The organism is Lactobacillus kullabergensis, from assembly GCF_000967195.1.
GTDB lineage: Bacteria > Bacillota > Bacilli > Lactobacillales > Lactobacillaceae > Lactobacillus > Lactobacillus kullabergensis.
On sequence record NZ_KQ033871.1, the window covers coordinates 1,557,358 to 1,578,278 of the forward strand.

General features: G+C 34.6%; 16 protein-coding genes and 1 riboswitch. Of the genes, 2 read left to right on the plus strand and 14 right to left on the minus strand.

Annotated elements, in window-relative coordinates; all coding sequences use genetic code 11:
- Positions 1-40 precede the first annotated feature (40 nt).
- The 10 genes from JF76_RS07945 to JF76_RS07990 form a co-directional block, all read right to left on the minus strand.
- Positions 41-853 carry a PTS system mannose/fructose/sorbose family transporter subunit IID gene (locus JF76_RS07945; protein WP_045928545.1) on the minus strand — a complete coding sequence of 271 codons (813 nt, stop codon included), beginning with the start codon at positions 851-853 and terminating at the stop codon, positions 41-43.
- On the minus strand, positions 853-1,659 hold the full coding sequence (locus JF76_RS07950) for a PTS mannose/fructose/sorbose/N-acetylgalactosamine transporter subunit IIC (protein WP_045928546.1): 807 nt from the start codon (positions 1,657-1,659) through the stop codon (positions 853-855). Before JF76_RS07950 ends, JF76_RS07945 begins: the two co-directional genes overlap by 1 nt.
- A 2-nt stretch (positions 1,660-1,661) precedes the next feature.
- Complete coding sequence (locus JF76_RS07955) at positions 1,662-2,159, minus strand: PTS sugar transporter subunit IIB (protein WP_045928547.1); 498 nt, start codon at positions 2,157-2,159, stop codon at positions 1,662-1,664.
- 16 nt (positions 2,160-2,175) lie between these two features.
- Positions 2,176-2,592, minus strand: a complete 417-nt coding sequence (locus JF76_RS07960) for a PTS sugar transporter subunit IIA (RefSeq protein WP_045928548.1) — start codon at positions 2,590-2,592, stop codon at positions 2,176-2,178.
- A complete protein-coding gene (locus JF76_RS07965) occupies positions 2,592-3,368 on the minus strand; it encodes a ChbG/HpnK family deacetylase (RefSeq protein ID WP_045928549.1) in 777 nt (258 codons plus the stop codon). The genes JF76_RS07960 and JF76_RS07965 overlap by 1 nt, the downstream gene beginning before the upstream one ends.
- Positions 3,369-3,503: 135 nt before the next feature.
- Positions 3,504-6,077, minus strand: coding sequence for a sigma 54-interacting transcriptional regulator (locus tag JF76_RS07970; RefSeq protein ID WP_084600354.1), 2,574 nt, complete (start codon positions 6,075-6,077; stop codon positions 3,504-3,506).
- A gap of 123 nt (positions 6,078-6,200) precedes the next feature.
- The gene (locus JF76_RS07975) at positions 6,201-7,805 is read right to left on the minus strand and encodes an ATP-binding cassette domain-containing protein (protein ID WP_045928551.1); all 1,605 of its coding nucleotides are present in this window, start codon (positions 7,803-7,805) and stop codon (positions 6,201-6,203) included.
- A gap of 25 nt (positions 7,806-7,830) precedes the next feature.
- Positions 7,831-9,414 (minus strand): ATP-binding cassette domain-containing protein, encoded by a 1,584-nt coding sequence (locus JF76_RS07980; RefSeq protein WP_045928552.1) that lies wholly within the window; start codon positions 9,412-9,414, stop codon positions 7,831-7,833.
- A complete protein-coding gene (locus JF76_RS07985) occupies positions 9,404-11,005 on the minus strand; it encodes an ATP-binding cassette domain-containing protein (protein ID WP_045928553.1) in 1,602 nt (533 codons plus the stop codon). The genes JF76_RS07980 and JF76_RS07985 overlap by 11 nt, the downstream gene beginning before the upstream one ends.
- Before the next feature lie 164 nt (positions 11,006-11,169).
- Complete coding sequence (locus JF76_RS07990; RefSeq protein ID WP_045928554.1) at positions 11,170-12,141, minus strand: ribose-phosphate diphosphokinase; 972 nt, start codon at positions 12,139-12,141, stop codon at positions 11,170-11,172.
- A gap of 362 nt (positions 12,142-12,503) precedes the next feature.
- A riboswitch (purine riboswitch) is annotated at positions 12,504-12,602 on the plus strand.
- Positions 12,603-12,679: 77 nt separating this feature from the next.
- Here JF76_RS07990 and JF76_RS07995 point away from each other — a divergent pair.
- Together JF76_RS07995 and JF76_RS08000 are read left to right on the plus strand one after the other, a co-directional pair.
- The gene (locus JF76_RS07995) at positions 12,680-14,068 is read left to right on the plus strand and encodes a glycoside hydrolase family 1 protein (RefSeq protein WP_045928555.1); all 1,389 of its coding nucleotides are present in this window, start codon (positions 12,680-12,682) and stop codon (positions 14,066-14,068) included.
- Positions 14,069-14,083: 15 nt separating this feature from the next.
- Positions 14,084-15,370 (plus strand): PTS sugar transporter subunit IIC, encoded by a 1,287-nt coding sequence (locus JF76_RS08000; protein ID WP_045928556.1) that lies wholly within the window; start codon positions 14,084-14,086, stop codon positions 15,368-15,370.
- Between the two features lie 215 nt (positions 15,371-15,585).
- On the opposite strand, the gene murQ is transcribed toward JF76_RS08000, so the two are convergent.
- The 4 genes from murQ to JF76_RS08020 form a co-directional block, all read right to left on the minus strand.
- Entirely contained in the window at positions 15,586-16,485 is a 900-nt protein-coding gene (murQ, locus tag JF76_RS08005; protein WP_045928557.1) for an N-acetylmuramic acid 6-phosphate etherase, read from the minus strand.
- A 14-nt stretch (positions 16,486-16,499) separates the two neighbouring features.
- Positions 16,500-18,464, minus strand: a complete 1,965-nt coding sequence (locus JF76_RS08010; protein WP_084600355.1) for a glucose PTS transporter subunit IIA — start codon at positions 18,462-18,464, stop codon at positions 16,500-16,502.
- Between the two features lie 162 nt (positions 18,465-18,626).
- Positions 18,627-19,688, minus strand: coding sequence for a DUF871 domain-containing protein (locus JF76_RS08015; RefSeq protein ID WP_045928558.1), 1,062 nt, complete (start codon positions 19,686-19,688; stop codon positions 18,627-18,629).
- Between the two features lie 125 nt (positions 19,689-19,813).
- Positions 19,814-20,911, minus strand: coding sequence for a DUF871 domain-containing protein (locus tag JF76_RS08020; RefSeq protein WP_045928559.1), 1,098 nt, complete (start codon positions 20,909-20,911; stop codon positions 19,814-19,816).
- Positions 20,912-20,921: the final 10 nt, after the last annotated feature.

Genomic DNA, 20,921 nt, shown 5'->3' on the forward strand with positions numbered 1-20,921 from the left:
ACGTAAAGCTAAGCACTTTTTATAAAAAGATATTGTAAAATTAAAAAATCCCTAAAAAGGCTAGAACAATTGATACCACTAGTAATCCCAAAACCAATGTCATTGGTTTAAAACCTTTTTTCATTAAATACATAATTGTAAAGAGAAGGATTAAAGACAATAATCCTGGCATAATTTGGTCAAAAATACTACTTAATTTTAGTGTTTCTTTGCCAAACTTAAATGACAAACTTAGTGGAACATTAACGGTGGTAGCCACCATTGCACCTACCATAGATAAGCCAAGCATTGATGAAGCAGTTGTAATTATTTTAAGCAATCCAGAATTAAATACTTTATCAATAAAAGTAGTACCATACTGGTAACCAGCTACTAATAAATACCAACGAATCATTAATTCCAATCCACCAAATAATACAATAAATAAAAGTGGTCCAAAGATCGATCCCGTTTTAGCAATACTAATTGCAATCCCGGCAATTATTACACGTAAGCAATTAAAAATGAATGAATCACCAACTGCTGCAGTTGGTCCCATTAATGATACTTTCAAGCTTTCGATTGTATCCGTTGTTACATTATTATTCTTGACTCGATCTTTCTCTAATGCATAAGTTAATCCGCCCAACAGACCAAACATTGTATTATTAGTATTAAATACACCATTGGCTCGCGCTAATGCCTCACCACGAGATTTAGCATCATCAGGAAATAAATCCTCAAGAGCAGGTCCCATAGTATTAGTAAAGCCATTACCTTGCATTTTAACAACATTAAATCCAGAAAAAGCGAGACCTGAACCCCAAAACATTTTTTTCAAAACTTTTTTATCATGTGCATTAATTTTACTCATCAGAAAAAGTCCTCCTCTTCATCTTCGTTTTTAGCATTAGGTTTAGTCTTGATAGTTTCGTTTTTGTCCGAAATAGTATTACTCATGACCAGGAAATAAACCATAGCAATTGTAGCTACTATGATTGCTATTGGCAGAGCTGGAAGTTTTAAGTACTTCGCTAAGACAAAGCCAAAAACTAAGAAAATACCAATTTTATTATCCCAAATCATATTAACTAAAATTGCAAAACCAATTGCTGTCATCATTCCAGCACCAGCAGTAAATCCTCTCATCACCCAATCTGGAAGCATTGCGAAAAGACTTTGCAGACCTTTCGTTCCAAAGGCAATACTAAAAAATAAAACAAAAAATATGGGTAAACGATCCCCAAAAACTGATTGCAGAATTGATAATCTTCTGAATTTTTTAACATTACCTGTTTTAGCTAGCTTTTCCCAGTAGGCTGACATAGAAGCTAAAACTGGAGCCCATAACGTTTTTACAGTCTGCATTAGAGCACCAATTGGTATTGATAAACCAATTGCCACACCCATTTTTGAACCTGTGGCAATCGTGTATGCAACACAAATCACAGCTGTGGGAAAAGGATCTGCTGGGATTGCTCCACCAATAGGTGACATCCCCATAAAAATAGCTTCTAATGAGGCTCCCATTAAAATTCCAGTTTCAAGATCGCCTAATAAAATACCAGTTAAAGTTCCAGCAACTATTGGCCGTTCAAACGTTTGCCAACCCATGCAACGATCGATCGCATTACCGATAAAATAAGAAAGCGTAGCTAATAATGCAATTGATACCTCCATAATTATTTTCCTCCCAAGATATCTTTTAAATCTTCTTTTTTATCTTCAGGTACAGTTTGAAAATATATAAATCTACCAGTTTCGACTAATTTTTTAAATTCTCGGCGTTCTTTACCATTTACATAAATATTTTTTGTCAATTGTTTACGCTCATCAGGTTCATGATTGATTGAGTTCCTGCCATAATTGCCAACGTTTATTTCCTTTATTTGGGGAATTTGTCTGATTAATTCTAAAGCATCCGCTGGATTATCTACAATTAACATTATGTTGGCATTATCTGCTTTAGGATTTTGCAACATCTTTGCAGTACCAGCAATGCTTTGAACAGCTACCTTAGTTCCTTCAGGAGCTGCCATTTTGAGCGTCTTTTTCATTAAGTTATCTTTTACTAGCGAGTCTTTTGCTACTATTACATGAGTAATATTAAACTGCTTAATCCACTTTACAGCTACTTGGCCATGAATTAATCTTTCATCCAATCTCACAAATTTAATCAATTTGATCTACCTCTTTCTAAAAAAAGCTGCCTTCATCGTCATCATCAGTACCATAGTCTTTGAACAATTTAATGGAATTTTTAGCTTCTTCAATAGCTTTCTTCAAATCATTTTCTGTTAATTCCGAGTTATCATTAAGTATTATTTGTAATAACAGTGGTAAGTTAACTCCAGTTATCAAAAATGTTTTTGGTCTGGACAAATACTTATAAAGTAGCTGATTTGCACTGCCATTTTCAATGTCGCTTAGCATTATCAATTGTTCATCATCTAGGAGTTGATCAAAATACTCTTTAACAGCTACAACAACATTTTTTGAATCTACATATGCATCTATTGCTGTCAATTTGGAACAATTTCCTGTTATAATTTCTAATGTACTTTTAACTCCAGTAGCCATATGTCCGTGTGTTACAAACAAAAACTTAGTCATTATTTCACCTCTTTCAATGCTCTATGGGAAAGAAGTTGCACTTGATGATCTTCAAACCATTTTTTAGTATTTTTTGATTTTATCATTGCTACATCATGAGTTCTGATTTGTGTAAATGAAGATTTAGCCATAACTATGTCATCCAAATATCCAGGATGAATTACGATATATGAAAATTTATTTTTCACCAATTCATTACTGATCAGATTAATATAATTATTTGGATTCCCACCTTGTTGATAAAAATTGGCAGAACTAGACAATCTTATAGGATTAGTAGACAAATTTGCACTAAATTTAGGATCAGTTGCTAAAAATATCATGTTGTATTCTTTAGCTAACTCCCTGACTACAGAATAAAGATGATCAGAATGCACTGCATGTGTATCTATATACTCAGGCAACTTTCCCGTTAATTGATAAAATCTGTCAATTTGTGCCTCGACTTCAATTCTGACAGCAGCTTCATCAGTAAAGACCTCCTTACCTTCCTTTAATAACCTGCGGTATGTCTTAGAGGTAATAAAATCACCATTTTCTTGTAATAAACTACCAACAATACTAGGATCAGCACTAGGTCTGCCAACCACCAAATTTGCATGAAGCCCAAGACATACTTCTGGGAATTTATTAATTATATGCAAAGCTTGTTTTGTTCCCGGCATATTAACCATTAAGCCTATGCTCTTGACTAATCCTGTTTTTAAGACAGCAAGCTCTCCATAATTAACTCCTTCAGAAAATCCAAAGTCATCTGCCCTAATAATTAATTTCATTTTTATAAAACACATCCTTCAAGTTGATAATATCAATGAACACTTAACTATTAGCAAAAATTATGCCATCTTTGATAGAAAGCCTTTTTTAGCATAAAAAAAGGATAGTGCTGAAATTATATTCAGCACTATCCTTTATATAAATGGTGACAATAATTGATAAATCAGGCTAATCTCATAATCTTCTATAATGATGTTGTACTTAATTTCTACACTCTTAAAAATATTTTTAGAAATTGAGAAAAATTCTTTTTCTTTATCAGTTTCAGAATTAATACTAACAAGATCTTTAGACTCTCTCTTTGTCAAAACCATTCTTTCAATCATTAATGAGATGTGAGTATATAAATTTAGTCTGGTTTTTTCATCAAGTTCAATATTATAATATTTTTCATAGCGTTTAGTAATAGACTGGACTTCTTCAATTACGACGTCTGGATTAAGAATTTGCAATCTTTCACGTATTCCCGCAATTGAAAAAAATCGTATGAATTGCTCAATCATAACTTTAATCTGGACTAATTTTTCACCACTATTTTCTAAAAGCGTTGTTAAATGTAAGGCACCACTTTTATCTAAAACGTCATATATGTCAATAATCTCAATGGGAATTTTATTTCTAATTTCTGTAGTTGTTAAGACGAATTCAGTATTGCTAAAGAAAAGCCTATCTTCTTGATCAAGCAGATGACGTAACTTTTTATAATCAACAGTAATTATTTTTAACTTACCAGACAATGTATTGTCCATGATTTTTTTGATTTCACGAGAAACGCCATCCCCAGACATACATGCAACAATAACATTTTTCTGATCTGAAAAACCTTGATAATATTGTGAACCTGTTGTTTCTCCATATTTTGTACTAGCCTTTGCAATCTCCTTAAACTTTTGTTTTTGCTGAATTCTCAAACCCACATCAAGAGCCATAGCAGTCGTAATATTATTTATAACCAAAAGTTCTTTGTTTGAAATTGATTTGATCTCTTTGAACATTTGATTCAAAGAACCCATATCAAATAAAACAATTGTTCCCACAGTGTTTTTTCCTTGTTGGTCTAAATATTCTTGAACTTTGCTATTAATTTGCTTAATTGAGCTGTCGATAGGCATATCAAAAGCCTCAAAAATATAATTACCACAAAGAGAATTCACAACTGCTTGGATACTTGTTGCGGTCTTTTTTCCATGTGCAAGCAAAATTGCATTATAATTAATTTCCTCTATTTTAGGAGAAATTGAACCAAATAAAGGAAAAAATAATATATAAGTAAAATCTTTTACTTTTTTATTTGGCAAAACAGATTGCATAAATTGGTTAAATAAGTAAATACTGCGTGGAAATTTTATACGTAGTAAATTAAACAAACTAGCATCTTGATCATCAAACTGATCGTAAACTAATGTGAACAATTCGAATATTTGCGAAACTTTTTGCCAATCAATTTTTGCAAAATCAACATTCACACCATATTTTGAACCTATTTTTTGGATAAAGCTTCGTTTCATGTTGTCCGCATTATTTACTGACTTTAATTTAAACCATTCATTTAGAATATCAAAAATCATAATATTTATTTCTGCAGCAGTTTTTTCTTGTTGCAAAAATAGTTTAATCTCCGAAGTTACCTTCTTAATTTTTGGTACAAAATTGACTATCTCTCGTCCAAAACTTATCACGTCTGAGTTAGAAGAAATTAAACGAAAAGTTTTGTTTGGTTGACCTATTATTATGGGGTCTTCAACAGGATTATCAGCAAAAGCCGAAGCACAAAGATGCTTAATTTCATTTTGAATTGAACCAATATTACCCGGAAGATCTTTTTGCAAAAGGTTATTTAATATATTTTGTTCAACTTTTAGTTGCCGATGTACTGTTTGAGCTTCTTTCACAAAAGCTTGTAACACAATCTGTAAACGTTCATTGAGTGGCCTGTCAATGTATTTAGGCAGACATATTTGTAAAGGGATTCTCCGTAGAAAAGTTTTTAAAAGAATATTATCTACATTTTCTGTAGTTGCAAATAAAAATCGAACTTGTACTCGATGAGGCTTTTTGTTCTCTCCTAAAGGATAAAACTGACCGGAATCCATCAAGGAAAATAATTTTTCTTGGCTTTCAAAATTTAAGCGATGCACTTCGTCTAAGAATAGATAGCCTTGATCAGCTTGATCAACTAACCCAAGACTATCGTGATCGGCACCTGTAAACGCACCTTTTTTATATCCGAAAAGAGCTGAAGATAATATCTCCGTATTATTGGCATAATCAGCGGCATTTAAAACCACAAATTTTGCTTTGGGTGAAATAACTTTCTGTCTTTTAGCTTCCTCAAAAATTAGTCGAGCTAGGAAAGATTTTCCTACTCCACTGGAACCAGTAATTAATAGTGGCATCCCATCAGGAGGATATAATATTGTTTCCTTACATTTGGCAATTAATTTTTTTAAACTGCCTTCAGCTCCTATCATTTTTTTGAATTTGCCACTATCATTTTTTGCTTGCCAATAAAATGGTCTGGTGCCAGTTTTATTAATTTTCCCTCTTTGAAATAATTTTGTCAGATAAGTACTAACATCTCCTCTTGTTAGTCCTAACTCTTGAGCAACTTGTGTTGTTGTATATTTTTTAGAAGTATTATTCGCTAATACCTGATAAACTTTGTCAATTGTTCTCATGTAACCACTCCTCAAATGTTTAACTACCATATACAGGTAATAATATTTATATTTTTGGAATGTTCATTGATATTGAATTCACTATTACACAGATACTAGAAAAAGGCAAATCAATATTGAAATAATAGATACTGATTTGCCATTTATAATAATCTACCTTTTGCTATTTGATTTAACTTTTTTGACCAAATGAATTTCTCTGTCGAAAAGCTGTTTCATTTGTTCATTAAAACTGTGAGCGATAAAAATAACCGTAGCAGGAGTAGACGTCACTTCATGCAAGATTTGCATAGTAGCTTGCTGATCGATTGCACTAGTTCCCTCATCAATCAAAATTATTTCACTTTGATGAACTAGAGCCCGCACCAGAACAATTTTTTGTCTTTGTCCTCCCGAGATATTTAACTTGTTCAAATCGATTTTTTGATTTAATCCTTCATCAAATTTGGCAATATCACCTGCTAATTGTACTTTTTCAACCAATGACGGTAAAGCGCTCTTTAATTTGTCTACAAACATCGTCATGTTGTCAGCAACGCTCACCGGAAAAAGCACAGGATCTTGGGGAATATAGCCAATTTTACTCATATCTGGGTTAACAACAGCACCATCCTTGTCTTTAAAAACAATCTGCCCTGAAGTTGGTTTGATTTGTCCGAGAATGAGTTTAAACAAAGTTGATTTCCCAGCTCCAGAATCACCAGTCAGAAGCACTTTTTCACCTGACTTAATATTAATGTCTGGAAAAATTATGCTTTCACCATTAGGAAATTGCAAACTAAGATCATGGGTACTAAGTGATGCTGGAGTTGCTACTTCTTCAGCTTGCTCTTTTTTAACTGGCGCAGCCGTTTGGGCAATCTCCTGATTTAAAGTTTTGGAGCCCTTTATTTGTCCATAACGACTAACTATGATTTGAATACTTTGCCTTAAGTAGAAATTACAATTGCCTACTCCAGTGATTGCACCAAATGCTACTATTTTAGCTTGGAACAAATAACCCGCTAGTAAGAATAAAATTAATGAAAAAGAAACTGATACCAATCCATTAATTATACTTAGTAATTGTGTAACCCCATTTTGCTTGACATAAGCATCTTCTAGCTCTTTAGCTGCATCATTAGTTACTTTAAATAGTTTTCCTCCGGCAAAATAACGTTGTAGTTCTTCAAGGCCATTAAGCCACTTTTCTAAGCAATCGAGATATTGATTATTACTCTTTGATATCTTGGTCATTGAATTTTGTAGTGGCTTTTCTAATAATTTTGGTAACACTAACGAAATAGCCACCATCAAAATAATTGTGAGAAGTAAACTCCAGTGTAATGAAATAAGCAGAACAACTACAGATACTAAATTAATAACTCCACCAATTAGACTAAAAAATGGTGCAAAATAATTTTCTTGGCTCTGATTCAGGTCATTTGTTAATCGATTTTGAATCTGGGCAACAGAATGCTCTTTTTGATCCGCATAAAAGTGAGATACAGATCTTTTTCTGATATGAAAATTAAATTCCTCTTGTTGTTTTGATAGAAGGAACGCATGCAGTCCTTGTATTATATATTGAAATAGGAAAGGCATAAATGAAATGACATTTATAATTAAAAACTGTTGGAATTTCTGTTGCTGAATTGCTGTGGTTTCAAGCATAATTAATTGTGTAGTTACAATTGGTAAAGTCCACTCTAAAACGGTAATCAAAATTAGTATCATGAAGCGTAAAGGGTTTTGCTTATAAAAGTCCTTAATTGTCATAATATCTTACCTCCTTTTTATTGCTTTATGTTTTCGTTAAGTGAATTTCTCTGTCAAACATTTCTTTCATTTGATCATTAAAGCTGTGTGCAATAAAGATTACTGTAGCAGAACTCGATGTGATTTCCCGCAAAATTTGCATTGTCGCTTGCTGGTCAATAGCACTGGTTCCTTCATCAATCAAAAAAATTTCACTTTGATGGACTAAAGCTCGTACTAGAACAATCTTTTGTCTTTGACCACCAGAAATATTCAATTTGTTTAAATCGATTTTTTGTTCTAAACCATCATCAAACTTGGCAATATCGCCAGCAAGTTGAACTTTTTCAACTAATTGTGGCAGTGCACTTTTTAATTTATCGGAAAACATAGTCATGTTATCAGCAATAGTTACCGGAAAAAGCACAGGGTCTTGCGGAATATAGCCAATTTTACTCATATCTGGATTAATCCTTGAACCATCTTTATCTTTAAATATGATTTGTCCAGAACTTGGCTTGATTTGTCCTAAAATAAGTTTAAACAATGTTGATTTGCCAGCTCCTGAATCTCCAGTCAACAGTATTTTTTCACCTTGTTCAATATTAATATCAGGAAACTGCAACCTTTCACCATTGGGAAATTTCAAATTAAGATTGTGAGTGCTAATAGCGACTGGTCTTACCTTTTTTGCAGTTTTCACCTTTTTTACTGGTGTCGCTGTTTTAGCAATTTCTTTATTTAGAGTTTCGGACCCCTTCATTTTCCCATAAGAGGTTACTATAATCTGAATTCCCTGTCTCAAATATGATTGGCAGTTGCCCACTCCGGTAATGGCACCAAACACAACTAGTTTTTGTTGAAACAAATAACCAACTAATGAAAATAAAATCAAAGAGAAAATAGCCGATACTAGGCCATTTATTACGGTTAGTAGTTGCATAGCACCATTCTGTTTAACATTAGCATCTTCTAAATTTTTAGCAGCTTTACTCGTTACCTTAAATAATTTTGCACCACTAAAATAGCGTTGTATTTCTGCAAGTCCATTAAGCCATTTCTCCAGGCAATCTAGATATTTTTGGTTGGTCTTAGAAACTTGAATCATTGAATTTTGCAAGGGCTTCTCCAACAGCTTTGGCAAAATTAAGGAGATTAGTACCATTATTGATATGGTAACAAGCAAACTCCAATGTAATGAAACCAATAATATAATGGTAGAAACTATAATGACTACTCCCCCAATTAAGCTAAAAAAAGGAGTAATATAATTTTGCTGACTTTGAACTATATCATTCGTTAACCGGTTTTGAACTTGTGCTACTGCATGGTCTCTTTGATCTGCATAAAAATGTTTAGTGGTTTTATCCCTGATTGCAACATTATATTGCTCTTCCTGCTGAGACAAAATATATTGTGACAGCCCTTGCAGTAGATAATCTGCCATTAAACATACAAAAGCACATACATTAACAATTAAAAATATTTTAAAATTGCCTTGTTGAATTGCCGTAGTTTCTATAATACTGAGTACAGTACCAAGAATTGGCAGTGCATATAAACCAATATTGATTAAAAGTAAAACAATAAAGCGTAAAGGATTTATCTTATAAAATTCTTTAATTGTCATTTTGATTACCTGATTTTTTACTTGATTTTAAATTGATTTGATAATCAAACTTGCTTTTTAGTTCCGGACTGAAGTTATGTGCAATCATTAAAAGTGTTTTATCGGTATCGAGCAAATTGCCAATAATTTCACTGGTAGATTTACTATCAACTGCACTAGTTGCTTCATCAAGTAACAAAAATGGTTCATCATGAATTTCGGCTCTGGCCAAAACTACTTTTTGTCTTTGTCCACCTGATAAATTGCCTTGATCTAAATCGACCGTTGTATTAATTTGATTTGGAAACTTGGCTAAATCTGGCACCAATTGAACTTTTTTAACAGCTTCTTTTAGTTTGCTAACCAGTTTACTGTTAAACATCGTAATATTATTTGCAATAGTATCAGGAAAGAGCGTTGCATCTTGTGCTATGTAACCTAGTCGAGCTTGCTGAGGCGATATTTTAGTCCCGTCTTGAGCAGTAAAGAAGACCTCACCAGTTTTGGGCTTAAGTTGTCCGAGCAGGACTTTGAATAGAGTTGACTTACCTGTGCCTGAATCTCCTGAAAGTAAGACCTTATCGCCTTTATTAATAGTAAAATCAGGATAAGATATACTTTCTCCATTTTGATATTGCACTTTCAAATTGTGACATTCAACACCATAAACAACCGTTCCAGGCTTTTTTTCAGGTATTGGTTTTGTTAAATCAGCAATTTCCTGACGTAACTTTTTGGTTGATCTCATTTGCGTCATTGCGTTGATAACTTCCCAGAGACCATTAAAAATGGTCGAAGCAAAGCTACCTGTTATAAACCAATCACCCAAAGTGATTATATGATTAAAAAATAGTAATCCACTGAATAAACTTGACCCAATTTGACCAATAGCATTACCTAAGCCGTTAATACTAATCGAGATCCCTTGTACTTTTTTTCTATAAACATTGGCTTCTGCCAGTTTCCGACTATCTTGACCAAGCGCTCTATCTAGTCGGCCACTTGCACTGTATCTGCGCAATTCACTTAAACCAGAAAACCAATTTTCAATTGTATTTAAAAGCTGTGCGTTTTTCTTGGCTGCTGCGGCTGTGGAATTAGATAACTTTTTTGTCATAATTTTAGGTAGAGTCAACACAATAATTGCCGCTACAGCAACAAATAAAATTAATGACCAGTGAAGAGTTATTAATGTACCAATTGCGAAGATAAGACTTAACAAGTTGGTCCAAATTTGAATCCAAGGCGTAGCATAATCGTCTGTTAAAATCTTGAGATTATTACCTAGCTCATTTTGTATTTCTGATACCTTATAACCGCCAGAATTGTAATACCGCCGCATTATTTGGGAACGAATATTATGTAAGCATTCTTGAACTTGCTTATTAAACAAAAATGTTCCCAATGGTAAGGACAAAACAGTAAAGATTGAGACAATAAAATCAATGACTAACCAAAATACAAATCTGTCCCAGTTGCCTCTTGTTAAATCATTGATTGCATATTTAAAAAGGTATGTTGCCAATGTTCCACAAATGGCATAACATAAGAAAATAATTAGAATGAAAATTCCTCGAAAAATATTGGTTTTAAAAAGATCTTTAAGTGACATTGCTCTTTTATCCTTTCATCTTTGGTATGTTTTTATTAAACTTTAATTTTATTTTTAATGCAATAGGATTTCACTAAGGGGTCAATAAAGCTGACTAAGTGGTAATTCTGTCAAACTAAAAGATCTGCTTAAGTTAAGCAGATCTTGGTAAATTTTATAATTTATTAATGTTTATCTTTTTCATATCTGGTGTTAAACAATGGACTAAGTGGTTCATGCTTCTGAATGCATTTAATTGCATCCCCAATAAGCGGACCAACAGATACCAGAAGAGTTTTTTCCAATTTCTTTTCTACTGGTTGATTAATAGAATCAGTTAGAACCAGATTTTTAATCGGAGAATCATTCAATCTTTGAATAGCAGGTCCTGATAAAACTGCGTGCGTAGCACTGGCATAAACTTCAGTTGCCCCAGCATCTATTAAAGCTTGGGCAGCTAGAGTAATCGTACCCGCAGTATCAATCATATCATCAATAATGATAGCGCGTTTACCTTTAACGTTGCCAATAATATTCATTACTTCTGAAACATTGGCTCGTGGACGGCGTTTATCGACAATTGCAATTGGTGTCTTTAAAAACTCTGCTAACTTGCGGGCACGCGTTACGCCACCATGATCAGGTGAAACGACAACAGCATCTTTTTGCAAATTGTTTCTCAAAAAGTAATCAGCAAGTAGTGGTGCACCCATTAAGTTGTCAACAGGGATATCAAAGAATCCTTGAATTTGTGGTGCATGTAAATCAAGTGACAAGACCCTGGTAGCTCCAGCTTCTTGCAACATGTCAGCAACTAACTTAGCAGTGATTGGTTCACGTGGTCTAGTCTTACGATCTTGGCGAGCATAACCATAATAAGGAATCACGATATTAATTGTTTGTGCACTTGCCCGACGCACAGCATCAATCATGATTAATAATTCCATTAGGTTATCATTAACCGGTACACTGGTTGACTGAATCAAATAGACATCTTTACCCCGGACAGATTCGTCAATGTTAATTTGAATTTCACCATCGCTAAAGCGTTGAACACTGGACTTACTCAGGAGTACCCCCACCCGCTGTGCAATTTTTTCCGCCAGCGGAACATTGGAATTGAGGGCAAACAACATCATATTGTCTTTATAAGACATAATTTCCTCCGTATTAAAATTGTTAACAACTTATTATTTTACCAAAAGTTGTCTGAAAAAGTTACTTCCTATATTATTATTCAACTTTAACGAACGACATTCAAGCCCTGAATCTTAGTTTATGTAGTAAATTACTGAAGTTTTAAACTAAACTCCAGTTAATACCAAAATAGCAGTTGATACTATTTGAAAAAATGACTGTCAAGTTTAAGTACTTCACATATTCAGTTTTTACTCTTGCAAAAAATATTTTCACCAGTTATTTTAGCTATATGAATATTGTTTTATTGCACATTTAGCCATTTTAGGATACTTTTGCTTGATCAAAAAGTCATTGAAGAAATACTTTTACTTTGCTAAAATTCAAAACATAAACAAATATCTATATAATGTCGAAATGAGGTCGGCAGTTTCTACACGTTAACCGTAAATTACGTACTATGGATAAAAGGTGAAGAGAACTTTTACGTTCTTCTGGTCTTTTTCTATGCACTAGAAAAAGATTTTTTTGTATTTTACTTTTGAAAGGGAGGCAAATATGAATAGTAATTTCCTTTGGGGCGGCGCTACAGCATCCTATCAGTGTGAGGGTGCCTGGAATGTTGATGATAAGGCTGAATCCATATGGGACCATTATTTACATGAAAATAATTTAGAAAACGGTGATGTAGCTAGCGATCATTATCATCATTTTGAAGAGGATATCAAAATGATGAAAGACGGTGGTCAAAATGCATACCGTTTTTCTTTGTCTTGGCCGCGCATTATCAAAAATCGTGCCGGTGACATTAATCCGAAAGGAATTGAGTTTTACAATAAACTAATTAATTGTTGCCTTAAAAATGGCATAACGCCTTTTGTGACACTTTATCACTGGGATCTGCCACAGTACTGGCAAGAGGTTGGTGGCTGGCTCAATCTTGATACCAGCCGTGCTTTTGCCCACTACGCTGAAGTCTGTTTTGAAGCTTTTGGTGACAAAGTTAAACTCTGGACAACTTTTAACGAACCCAAATGGTTTACTGTCAATGGCTATTTGATTGGCAACTATCCGCCGGCTGAACATGATTTGCAACACACGATCACTTGTGGTTTTAACGTGATGTATGCCAGTGCATTAGCTATTCAAAAATTTCGTCAGGGAAAATTTCAGGGACAAATAGGTATTGTTCATAGTTATTCACCAATTGATGGCATAGATGATACGATTGAAACTAAAATCGCTATGCGGAATGCTGATAATTATGCTAACAACTGGGTTTTAGATACCGCTGCACTAGGTAGTTTTCCCATTGATTTGATAGCTAAACTTAGTGAGACTAATGATATTTCTTTCATGAAGTCTGACCTTCTAAAAACAATAGCGGAAAATACAGTTGATTTTTTAGGTTTAAATTATTACGCCCGTACATTAGTAAAACCATATACGACCGGCGAAACGAAAATGGTATTTAATAATTCCGGTAAAAAAGGCTCGACTCAAATGAGAATCAAAAATTGGTTTGAACAGGTAATGGATCCAAATAGTGAATACACTGAATGGGACACTGAAATATATCCGAAAGGGTTAGAGGATGGCTTGATTCGTGCATACCAAAAATATCATTTACCTATCTTTGTGACAGAAAATGGTGTTGGTTTTCACGAAAACATTGATGTAAGTGAAGTCAAGGATGACTACCGCATTTCTTTTATGAATGATCATATAAATGCTTTGATGAATGCACAAGACAAAGGAGCTGATGTCAGAGGTTACTTTACCTGGTCCCCATTTGATCTGTATTCATGGATGAACGGGGTCGAAAAACGTTATGGCTTAGTGGCTGTCGATTTTTCAACATTAAAGCGTAAGCCAAAAGCTTCCTACTTTTGGTACAAAAAAATTATTAATTCAAATGGTAAATTGATTGAACGTAGGGAATACTAAAGTAGGAGATTAAACATGGAAACTACAAAAATTACTTCTTGGATGGATAAACACATTACACCATTTGCTAATAAAATGGCCAATCAACGTCATCTTGCAGCAATTAGAGATACTTTTATGACACTTCTGCCAATCACATTGTTTGGTTCAATTTTTGTCATAATCGGTGCTGCGCCACCTGTTACCAAACATAGTAATGGCTTATTAATAGCTTGGGCTCACTTTGCTCAAAAGAATGCTTTAACGCTTTCTTGGCTAAGTTCCGTTTCAATGAGCGCAATGTCTGTTTTTATTTGCGTTGGTATTACCTACTTTTTATGCCAGCATTACAAAGAAAATCCTTTATCACCTATCATGTTTTCTTTAGCAGGATTTTTTATGTTAGTTTTTGATCCTAAAAAACTCGGCTTCACTGGAAATTTTGCAGACATTAGTTATTGGGATGGCCGGGGAATTATCATTGCCATTTTGATTGCTATTCTAACAACGGAAGCGTACCACGCAATGCGTAAGCACGATTTTGGTCGTATTAAGATGCCTAAAGGAGTGCCATCAGCTTTATCAGAAAGTTTTGCTTCATTTGTTCCAGCACTAGTTATTTTAGCAGTAGACGCAATTATTTTTATAATCTGTCAAGCAAATCATACTACAGCAGTTAAAGCCATTTACAGTTTCTTATCACCAAGCTTTAAGGTTGCAGACAGTTTGCCAGCAACAATCTTTTTAACTATTTTAGTACAGCTCTTTTGGTTCTTTGGTATTCACGATGCTGCTCTCGCTGGTATTCTGGGACCAATTCGTGATGGTAATCTCTCTATCAATGCTAGTGCTAAGTTAGCAGGTAAAGCACTGCCAAGAATTTTCACTACTCCTTTTTGGGTTTACTTTGTTATTATCGGTGGCTGCGGTTCTGTCTTAGCTTTAGCGATTATAATGTCATTTTCGAAATCCAAACAACTAAAAACAGTAGGTAGAGTGGGGTTAATTCCAGCACTATTTGGAATTTCTGAGCCGATGATATTTGGTACCCCGTTAATGCTAAACCCAATCTTTTTCATTCCCTTTATTTTTACTTCCACGGTTAACGCTATTCTCAGTTACCTTTCAATGTCATTTGGACTAGTGAAAAAGACATTTGCACTATTTTCATGGCAAATGCCAGCCCCAATTGGAGCATTTTTATCAACTATGGATTGGCGGGCTCCGATATTAGTAATATTATTAATCCTAATTGATGGCCTAATGTATTATCCATTTATGAAGATTTATGAAAGAAGTTTATTAAAAGAAGAAAACAGTTAGTAACAGAGCTTTAATTAAATTTCTTATTCGATTAAAAAAATTAAATTCTATTGAGAACTAATTTCCAATATTCAAGCGAAATTAGTTCTTTTTATTTGAAACTTTTCTCTCCTTATAGTTAATAATAGAAATTTTCTTTTCTATATTATTTGGAATTAAAAAAGTGTTCCTTATAATTATAGCTTTTGCTATTAAGGAACACTTAACTAAAACTTTTAATTCAAACTATTTAAAACATCACTTACAATGCCATGATGTTTAGCCAACAATTGTTTGGCTACTATTTTATTTTTACCAGTTTTAGCCATTATTATTGCAAGAGCAACATCATTATCAGCTTTTCTTAAGAAACTCAGAGCCTTAGCAGGAGATATTGCTGCCGTTTCACTAATAATACGGCAAGCACGGTCGACTAACTTATCATTAGTCGGTTGCACATCAACCATCACATTTTGATAAACTTTGCCTTGTCTGATCATTACACCAGTTGAGATCATATTTAAAATCATTTTTTGAGCAGTACCGGCTTTCATACGAGTTGAGCCAGTTATCACTTCAGGGCCAACCACAGCATTAATTGCAATTTCAGCGATTTGACCTATCACTGAATTTGGCACACAAGCTACGGCTATAGTTAGAGCTTGAACTTTAGCGGCATATTTTAACCCACCAATAACATAAGGAGTTCGGCCACTGGCAGCTAAACCAATAACAATGTCATTTGCCATTAATTTAAGATTTTTCAGGTCGGTTTCTCCCATTGTGATGGAATCTTCTGCACCCTCTACAGCAGCAAACATAGCTTTTTTGCCACCTGCAATCAAGCCAATTGCTCTTTCTGGCTTAATACCGTAAGTCGGAACTAGTTCAGCTGCATCAAGCACACCTAATCGTCCACTAGTTCCAGCACCAATATAGATTAAGCGTCCTCCAGCAGAGTATCTTGTGGAAGCCTGATCAATTGCTTTAGCAATTTGATCGCTCTCTCCTGCTACAGCAAGAGCTACTTTTTGATCTTCAGCATTAATTGTTTTGACCATATCCGATGTAGACATCGTATCAATGTGCGTTGTTACTGGATTTCGCGCTTCGGTTTCTAAGTTTTTAATTTCCATATTTTATCCGTAAATTAATTTGTTTTTACAGTTGCAACAATCTGATTGGCAGTAACCTTGCCTGCAGAAATTGGAGAAATACTTGTGACATCTTCCATATTGTTAATCATGACCATCACGTCTGTTGGCTTTCCCGCAGCTTTGATAGCTGGAACATCCATTTGAGCAATAACGTCGCCGCGTTTAACATACTGTCCACTTTTTACTTTTATTTCAAATGGAGCACCCTTTAATTCAACAGTGTCAATTCCAAAATGCAAGACTAATTCCAATGGACCTTGATCTGATTCCATTGTAACTGCGTGTTTCGTATCCATAATTGTTAAAATACGTCCATCAACTGGAGCAACAATTTTACCATCATTATCAGGAATTACAGCAAAGCCGTCCCCCAGCATTTTTTGAGCAAAAACATCATCTTTTACAGCAGATAATTCTTCCAATTCACCATTCACAGGGCTGGCTAAATTAACTGCCACACTTTCGTGACTTGTTTCATTATCCTCGGGATTAACAAAAGAGCCATCCTCATTTTTAGCAACTACAGCGCTCTTAGGTACGCCAAAGAAATAAGTTAGAATAAAACCGCCAATATAAGCTGCTAATAGACCAATACAATAATTTAATGCTTTATTGTGGGCAATTAACGGAATTAAGGCAATACCAGATGTACCAATAGCAATTGAGCCAACATTGCCGAAGGCTCCTAAAACGGCACCACCAATACCACCACCTAAACATGCAGTAATGAAGGGACGGCCTAAAGGAAGAGAAACACCGTAAATTAGTGGTTCGCCCACTCCTAAAATTCCGACGGGCAAAGCCCCCTTAATTAGTTTAGTTAATTCTTTGTTCTTACGACATTTAACCCATAAAGCAATTGCAGTACCTACTTGTCCGGCACCCGCCATTGCTAAAATAGGCAAAAGCGGGGTATAACCCATCTTTTGAATCATTTGCACATGAATCGGCGTTAAAATTTGATGCAGGCCAAACATAACCATTGGTAGGAACACTGCACCTAAAATAAAGCCGGCAACAGGTCCACCAACCTTTAAGACCCAGTTAATTCCGCCAACGAGTGAGTTTGAAACCCAACCAGCAAAAGGCATAATGATAAAAATAGTAATTAATCCCATTATTAATAAAGTTAAAAATGGTGTGAAAATAATATCAACTGAATCAGCCATGTATTTGTGGAAAAATTTTTCAACATATGACAGAAGCCATACTGCAAGCAAAACTCCGATGATACCACCCTGTCCAGCAGCTAACGGCTGACCATTAAAAATATTTGGTATTACCATAGGAGCTACTACACCGGGTAGCATTACCACACCACCGATGATACCACCAAGTCCAGGTGTGGCATTAAATTCCTTAGCAGCATTAATACCAACATAAATATTTAAGTAGGCAAATAGTCCATTGGCAATCACACCTAAAACGGTGATGCCCAGGTTCCAGCTTGCCGGCAGCATTTTGGCTGTCAACATATTTCTTAAAATACCTGATACACCAGAAATTAAACCGGCACCAACAAATGCTGGAATTAAAGGTATGAAGATAGCCGAAATATGTTGTAAGACAACACGCCACCAAGTTTTCTTTAAGCTGGCTTTATGGGCTGCGTGAACTTCTTCAGCTTTCTCCATAACTTCGCTCTTGTCTTTTTGATAAGAGCTTTCCTCAGCTGTTACATCTGGAAAAGGATCATTTTCATTTACTCCAGCTGCATTAACCATGCTTTGAGCAACTTTAGCATTTACACCAGGACCTAAAACTACTTCCAGTGTTTCACCATCAACTACTCCCAAAATGTCTTTAACTTGTTTTAAACCAGCTAAATCCACTTTAGATTTATCCCTGACCGTAATTCTCACTCTGGTCATACAATGGTATAAAGATTTAACGTTTGCAATACCACCAATATGATCATAGATTTTTTGGCCTATTTCGGAATATTTATCTGTACTCATTTTTTCCTCCTTTTTTAAAGACAAAATAAGTATATTATTTATTAGACCAATTTGCAATCTATGATGTAATTTTGCTAAAATATATAGTTCATTGGATTATACCATTCTAAAAATAAGCAATTATAAATTTGTCATTATTTCTATTTTATATAATATAAAAAGTTATCCCAATTTATTCGTGACAGGTTTAAAAATAATTTTTTGTCCCGATCCTATTTGATCCAAAAGGGGTAAATCAAACGCTGTCACGTGTCCCAAAACATTAACTTTCTTATCTGCTGGTAAATCACGCTTAGTTATTTGTAATTCACCCTGATAACGTAAATATTTCGTATTGTCACAGGTAATTGTTCCTTTAGTCCGAGATCTAGAACTTTCCTGAGGTGTGACATCAAAAAGCTGCCGGCTGCGTCCTTCATTAAGCCTAACAACATCACGCGCTACGTCTGGTCTATTATGCCATTCATATTGAAACAACTGTGGTAATTTTTCCTTGACATGAAGGGTTATAATCTTCTTTTTAGTATAATTTTTGAAACTATCAATCATTTGCGGTGATAAAGAAGCATCACCGATAAAAATATGATCACAACCCATGTGTTTTAATTCCAGCATTGCTGCTAAAGGATTCTCTCCTCTTTGCTTTTCCAAAGTAGGTAATCCAGCATGAATTGGACCACGTAAAACAGCATCACCAGCGACAAATGCCATCGTTTCCAGATTCATGTGATGTAACCAATCATTTTTCTCTTTTAACCAATTCGAATCCAGACCGGTTTCTGGACGAGGATAAAAATTATGCCAAGCCTGCAAATTTTCGAAGTTAGCGCCGTGTTCACGTAAAGCTGTGAGGTCATCCTCATTTACAGTACTTGCGTTCAGAGCAATTGGCATTTTCTGCGAAAGTTTGGAAATAGTAGCTGGGGATACGCCATCGTCTATTCTAAGGCCAGTCAAGCCTAAGCTTTCAAGCTGTTCTTCATTTTCTAGTGAAAGCCCCAGCTTTGCCATACCACTCTCAGAAACATCAGCAATGACAGCAGTTTCTAAATTTTTACACCATTTAGTCAATTCTGTTAATCTTCTCACTACAATTTTAGGATCATCTTCAGGAATATGCAGTGAAGTAAAAATAGTTGTTAATCCCGCATTCCGCATTGCAAGTAAATAATTATAATCATCAGCCGTTAAATCACGGTTGAGATAAATTGAAAAACCTAACATAAATTTTTCTCCCCTTTACATGTGAAATCACTTACAGACATTATTATATTATATATACGGAGATTATGAGTAACTAAAAAAATCGTGAACTGTGTCCACGATTTTTAATAATCAAGTCAATGTAATTAACTTTTTTGTAATATAAACGTACTCCAAGGTTCAATAAATTTTAACAAGTCTAAATCATCGGGATGTAAGTGTCCTACAAGATTACGTCTGCCATCATTAACAAACGGTGTTAAAACAATTTGAAGCTCTCCTTTATACCTCGGGTATTTATCATTAACAACAACTATATCTCCTCTTGCAAAAGAAGCTTTGTCATTATTATGAGCTGGAATATCTTCCTTAGCATAAACAACTCGAGGCTGCGTGTCGCGTAACAGAAATGCAGAAGCATCACCGCGATACAAATGAGGCTCTTTTAAGCAAATCGTTTGCTCAATTGGTAAAATATCATCTTCAAAATCGATTCCTAAAGTAGGAAATGAACTGTTAAAAGCATTTGCTGCAGCAGCTAACTCATCTTCACTGGCAAAAGCGTTGCCCATAATAATATCATCAATCATTTTGCTCAAACGTAAGTGAGTAACCTGACTAAAAATGCTCCGTTTACGATCACTTTCAAGTGTAGGTAAGCCTTCATGAACAGGCCACGGACCAAATTTCGCATTTTTAGATGAAATAAACGCAGCAGTATGCAAACCATAGTCACGATACTTTTGTGAATATTCATTAAAAATCTTTTCACTTAAACCCGTATATTCTTGTGGATAAAAGTTATGACAACCAATTAGATTATCATTCTCAGGGTCATAAGCCATAATACTGTCAAGATAATTAGTACCCCGACTCATATTCAGTTCAATCTTGAGTCCATATTGATTACGAGTCATGGCAGCTTCTTCCATGCCACTAAAGCCTTCATCTAACCGCAAGCCCCAGACTCCGAGATCATGAAAGAAAACTAGATCATTATAATCAATTTTTAGGTCTTTAAACAAAACGGGATTAATATCGACTACAGTTTTAAAACCCAAATCGTTTGCATAAGCAACATCTTTTTTTAATTTTGCAAGTATATCTTCACCACTTGCACTTTTTAACTGCAAAAGTGAGGTGAAAATTCTCCTGTAACCATACTTATGAGCCAAATCCATATACTCTTTATCCCGCTCAAATGTACTTTGCTCAGGATAAAGTGAAATACCCAACTGTTTCATAAAATTATTG